This is a genomic window from Alteromonas sp. AMM-1, assembly GCF_047290655.1.
GTDB lineage: Bacteria > Pseudomonadota > Gammaproteobacteria > Enterobacterales > Alteromonadaceae > Alteromonas > Alteromonas mangrovi.
In genome coordinates this window covers 1-4,642 of the sequence record NZ_JBLBUE010000225.1, presented here as the reverse complement: position 1 = coordinate 4,642, position 4,642 = coordinate 1, and the positions used below count along the sequence as shown (strand labels likewise).

General features: G+C 48.7%; 5 protein-coding genes and 1 pseudogene. 1 reads left to right on the top strand and 5 read right to left on the bottom strand.

Translation table 11 applies throughout. The features are described 5' to 3' along the window. Window positions 1-987: hybrid sensor histidine kinase/response regulator (locus ACLR2L_RS19045; protein ID WP_413370457.1), on the top strand; the 987-nt coding region annotated here is incomplete at its 5' end. A gap of 30 nt (window positions 988-1,017) precedes the next feature. Here ACLR2L_RS19045 and ACLR2L_RS19040 read toward each other — a convergent pair. The 5 genes and pseudogenes from ACLR2L_RS19040 to ACLR2L_RS19020 all read right to left on the bottom strand — a co-directional run. After that, complete coding sequence (locus ACLR2L_RS19040; RefSeq protein WP_413370455.1) at window positions 1,018-1,683, bottom strand: response regulator; 666 nt, start codon at window positions 1,681-1,683, stop codon at window positions 1,018-1,020. Window positions 1,684-1,755: 72 nt separating this feature from the next. Next, the gene (locus tag ACLR2L_RS19035; RefSeq protein WP_413370453.1) at window positions 1,756-2,553 is read right to left on the bottom strand and encodes an ABC transporter permease; all 798 of its coding nucleotides are present in this window, start codon (window positions 2,551-2,553) and stop codon (window positions 1,756-1,758) included. After that, on the bottom strand, window positions 2,550-3,287 hold the full coding sequence (locus tag ACLR2L_RS19030) for an ATP-binding cassette domain-containing protein (protein ID WP_413370451.1): 738 nt from the start codon (window positions 3,285-3,287) through the stop codon (window positions 2,550-2,552). Before ACLR2L_RS19030 ends, ACLR2L_RS19035 begins: the two co-directional genes overlap by 4 nt. Beyond that, window positions 3,284-4,240 carry a YVTN family beta-propeller repeat protein gene (locus tag ACLR2L_RS19025; protein ID WP_413370449.1) on the bottom strand — a complete coding sequence of 319 codons (957 nt, stop codon included), beginning with the start codon at window positions 4,238-4,240 and terminating at the stop codon, window positions 3,284-3,286. The genes ACLR2L_RS19030 and ACLR2L_RS19025 overlap by 4 nt, the downstream gene beginning before the upstream one ends. A 3-nt stretch (window positions 4,241-4,243) precedes the next feature. After that, window positions 4,244-4,642: pseudogene (locus ACLR2L_RS19020) on the bottom strand (branched-chain amino acid ABC transporter substrate-binding protein); the annotation flags it as partial.

Below are 4,642 nucleotides of genomic sequence, written 5' to 3'. Positions count from 1 at the left end.
TCACTGGAAAATCTTGAATCGCTAATTACCGCCCTGGTAGACATTTCTAAGCTGGAAGCGGGCCTTATTGAGCCTGTACTCGACGACTTCGCGGTTGAAGATTTAATGACAAATCTGGAAGCTGAATTCCGTCCTCAAGCAGAAGCGAAAGGACTCAAATTCCGTTTCCGTAACTCGTCCAGAGTAGTAAATTCCGACGGTTATCTACTGGCCCGTATCCTACGAAACCTGCTTTCCAATGCCATTCGCTACACCAATGAAGGCACGATTCTGCTGGGTGCGCGACGCAAAGCTCACGGCCTTGAAATTCAGGTCTGCGACACTGGCATCGGTATTCCGGGAGATAAACTTAGCGAGATATTTCAGGAATTCAACCGGGTAGAAGCGAAAAAACGACGTCACGATCAAGGTTTGGGGTTAGGTCTGGCCATTGTCGATAAACTCGCTACGGTGATGAATCACAAAATCGGCGTGGCATCAGTGGAGAACAAAGGTTCCCGCTTCACGGTAACCCTGCCCTTTGGTACTCAACGCAGTACAGCAGATTTACCCATTAAACCTACCGTTCAAGACCGGTTTAATAGTCACCTGGAAGGTGCAAACCTGCTGATTATTGATAACGACGAAGCCATTTGTCGTGGTATGGAAGAGTTACTTACCGGCTGGGGCATTGATGTGACCAGCGTGCAAACACTGGAAGATCTGGCGCGGGATAACTGGCTTAAAGACTTACAACCCGACCTGATAGTCGCAGATTACCATCTCGACGATGGAGATACAGGCTTTGACGCACTGGAAATTGTAGAGCGAGAGCTGGGCAGCGATGTGCCCGTAATTATGATTACCGCCAACTACACCAATGAGCTTCGCCAGTCGGTTCGAGCCAAAGGTTATTCACTGCTGAACAAGCCGGTTAAGCCTCACAAGATGAAACTGGCGTTGAGTAACCTGATGTCGAAAAAGGCTGAACGCACAGCAGAAGGCTAGAGGGGCGTTTATTAGCCCCTCACGCGTTTTTTAGCGCATCAAATAATGATTAAAGTCGATGCTGGCGGCACACAGGGCCGCCTGAATGCGGTTGTGCACGTTAAGTTTATTGAGAATAGCCGACACGTGGGCCTTCACCGTGGTTTCGGCAATGTTGAGTTCGTACGCAATCTGCTTGTTCGATTTGCCCTTGGCAATGCACTCAAACACCAGCAGCTGACGGCGGGTTAATGCTGCAATCAGTTTAGGATCGATTTGCTGAGAATTACTGTCGTCCTTCGGCTTGCTGCTACCACCTTTGCGAATAATATCTGGCGGCAAATAAACCTGACCTGAGAGCACCTGCTCTAACGCTGCCACAATTTGCTCACAGCTGGATGATTTAGTAATAAAGCCTACTGCACCGTAGGTGAACGCCTGCAATACTACGTTTTTATCTTCTTCAGCAGAGACGATCACAATGGGAATTTCCGGAAACTGATTTCGGAATCGAACAATGCCGTTTAAGCCGTCCATGCCAGGCATGTTTAAATCGAGCAAAACCAGATCAATATCTGGGTTTTCTTCTGCGACCTCAATGGCAGCATCGAGATCAGTACAGGTGACAGTTTTTGTATCAGCGATATTGCGCTCTACGAAATCTGTAATGGCATAACGAAAAAGTGGATGATCGTCTGCAACCAGGATCTCTACCATAATTGTAAACCTTTTGTTAATTCTAAACGAATAGTAGTCAATTCAGCATACCGCTGTCGAGCATTAAGCTGTCTACTTGCTTGGTTTTTTCTTTTGTTGCATACCACGCTTCGGATCGTACCCCCAAATTGCCACGCCGCAGAATAGGACTGTGGTAACTAGAGTGACCCATGTTGCCGTAGGATTCCAGCTTTCATATAAAGCAAATCGTATTAATTCAACGCCATGGGTAAAAGGATTGTACGCTGACACCCAATAAAGCCACTCGTTCGACTCTTTAAGTTTCCACAACGGATAAAGCGCTGAGGAAAGAAAGAACATGGGAAAAACAACGAAATTCATTACCCCGGCGAAGTTTTCTAACTGCTTGATAAACGACGACAACAACAAGCCGAGAGCGCCTAGCATTAAGGCGGTTATCAGTAGAGCTGGAGCAGCATAAACATAACCCATCAGCGGCACTTCAATACCCAACAGCCAAGCTATCAGGAAAAAAGCATAGGCTTGCAACAACGATATAATCGCCCCAGCCACCAGTTTCGACACCAATAAAAATGGCCTTGGCAACGGACTGGTAAGCAAGATTTTCATACTTCCCATTTCCCGGTCGTACACCATGGACAAGGAACTTTGCATGCCGTTGAAAAGCAGGATAATGCCAGCTAAACCCGGCATGATATATACATCATAGGTGATATACGTGTCGTAGGGCGGAATAATTGCGATGCCCAGCGCAGCCCGGAATCCGGCAGCGAACACCACCAGCCACAATAAGGGTCGTACTAGCGCACTAACCAGTCTGGCTTTTTGATGCCAGAAACGCCACATTTCTCGAATCACAATGCCTTTGAACGCAACCCAATGCTTCATGCTGCCTCCCCGGAAGTGGTGAGGTTGCGATACAGTGATTTCACGTCACCCACCTGCTCATCTTCCAGCGCGCGCTGGCAGGGTTTGTCGAGCAGAATTTTGCCCTGATGTAACAGAATAAGGTGGTCTTCAGGCAACACTTCATCTACCAGGTGGGTTGACGACAACACAGTAATGCCCCGTGATTCACACAAGCCACGAATATGCTGATTGATGCTGTCGCGGGTTGGCATATCCAGTCCCACACTGGCTTCATCGAGAAGCAGAATAGCCGGTTCATGCAGCAATGCACGGGCTATTTCCACCCTGCGACGGTGGCCGCCATTTAAAGAACGTACAGAATCTTTTTTGCGGTCGGTAAGTTCAAAGCGAGCAAGTTCGCGCTCGATGGCCGCTTTACTCGCTTTTGAAGACATGCCGTGAAGACTGGCGTGGTACTCCAGGTTTTGCTGAACGGTTAAGTCTAGATCCAGCGTACTTTGCTGAAACACAATGCCCAGTGCAGCCAACGCTTTGCGCGGTGCCTTCAAGGTACTATGACCGGCCACATCTATGGCGCCGTCGCGGGTTTGCAACAGCTGGCACAACAGATTAAATAGCGTACTTTTGCCCGCGCCATTTGGCCCTAGCAAGGCGTAGAATTGCCCCTGCTCTAGTTGCAGGTTCACGTTGTCCAGCACCCATTTTTGCTGGTAACGATAACGCAGCGAATCGACTTTCAGCGCCAGACTCACGGCTTCACCGCCACACCCCAAGGGTAACGACCCACTTTCAGGGTTTTTATCACCTTCAGGTCGTCCGTATCAATAACCGAGACGTCTCCGCTCACGCCATTGGTCGTCAGTAGTAATTTCTGATCGTTGGCGAATTCAAGCATCCACACTCTGCGACCCACTAACAGGTAGTCCAGCACTTCGTAGGTTTTCGCATCAACTACAGCAACATGATTGGCCGGGCCCAGCGCCACAAACGCATACTTGCCGTTATCGGTGAGTTTTACGCCTACAGGCTGAATTTTGTCTCTGTGTACGCCGGGAATTTTAAAATTAATGGTATGTGTAATGGCTTTGCTCGCCACATCGACAATGGAGACCGTGCCGCCAATCTCAGAAGATGACCATACGGTTTTGCCATCTTTGGTAAATTCCACATGACGGGGGCGCTGATCTACTAATGTATTATCAACAAGTTCCTGGGTACTGGCGTCAATCCAATGCAACATGTTGGTAGTTTCAGAGGTATTAATCACCCACTTCCCATCTGGACTAGCCGCCATGCCCTCAGGCTCTACGCCCACGTCGATTTGTGCTACCACATCCCGCTTTTCCGTATCGACCACAGTCACAACGGCATCATCTTCATTAGCAATGTACAGGTGATGATTGTTAGGGTGCAGCGCAAACTGCTCAGGATCTTCACCAGAAGGCAGGTTATGGATAATTTTGTTGGTAGCCACATCCAATACCTGCACCGCATCAGAATCACTGGCGCAAATGTACAGATATTTATAGTCGTGACTGAAAATAATGCCCCGGGGGCGCATGCCGACATCAATGGTTTGCAGTACCTTTAAGGCGTCGGTATCAATTAGGGTCAGAGTGTCATCTTTTTCATTCGAGACGTAGGCAATATCTGCCATCGTCGGGCTTGCGGCCAGCATCATTGCAGGCAAAATCCAAGACTTCATTATTTACTCCTGTGCCATTGAGCAGCGCACTTCAGGTTTGTCATACCCCAGCGTATCCAGGTCGGTATTCGGATGCAGGAAACCCTGCTGAGGCGACTGGGAAACCAGAGATTCAGGTTGAACAAGTGGAATGGGTTGTCGTAGCTGACCGTTCCAGTTTCGGAAGGTAAGCTTACGCCCTTTGAATGCAGCCAAATCGAACTTATCACTCATAAGATACTGATAAAGCGTAGCAGAATTCGCTGATTTGGTGCGAGTGACGGCTTCAGAAACCGCTCGTACGGCCAACCAGGCATTGTAGTCATCTTCATTCATCGGACGACCATTGGTATCAAAAAAGCGGTTTTGCAACTGCAGTGCTCCCCACTGTTCAATACTACGATGCCAGCTAGCGGCCTTCAT

Coding starts and splice junctions, on each gene's coding strand:
- ACLR2L_RS19040 (WP_413370455.1), bottom strand. CDS start 1,683: ATGGTAGAGATCCTGGTTGCAGACGATCATCCACTTTTTCGTTATGCC.
- ACLR2L_RS19035 (WP_413370453.1), bottom strand. CDS start 2,553: ATGAAGCATTGGGTTGCGTTCAAAGGCATTGTGATTCGAGAAATGTGG.
- ACLR2L_RS19025 (WP_413370449.1), bottom strand. CDS start 4,240: ATGAAGTCTTGGATTTTGCCTGCAATGATGCTGGCCGCAAGCCCGACG.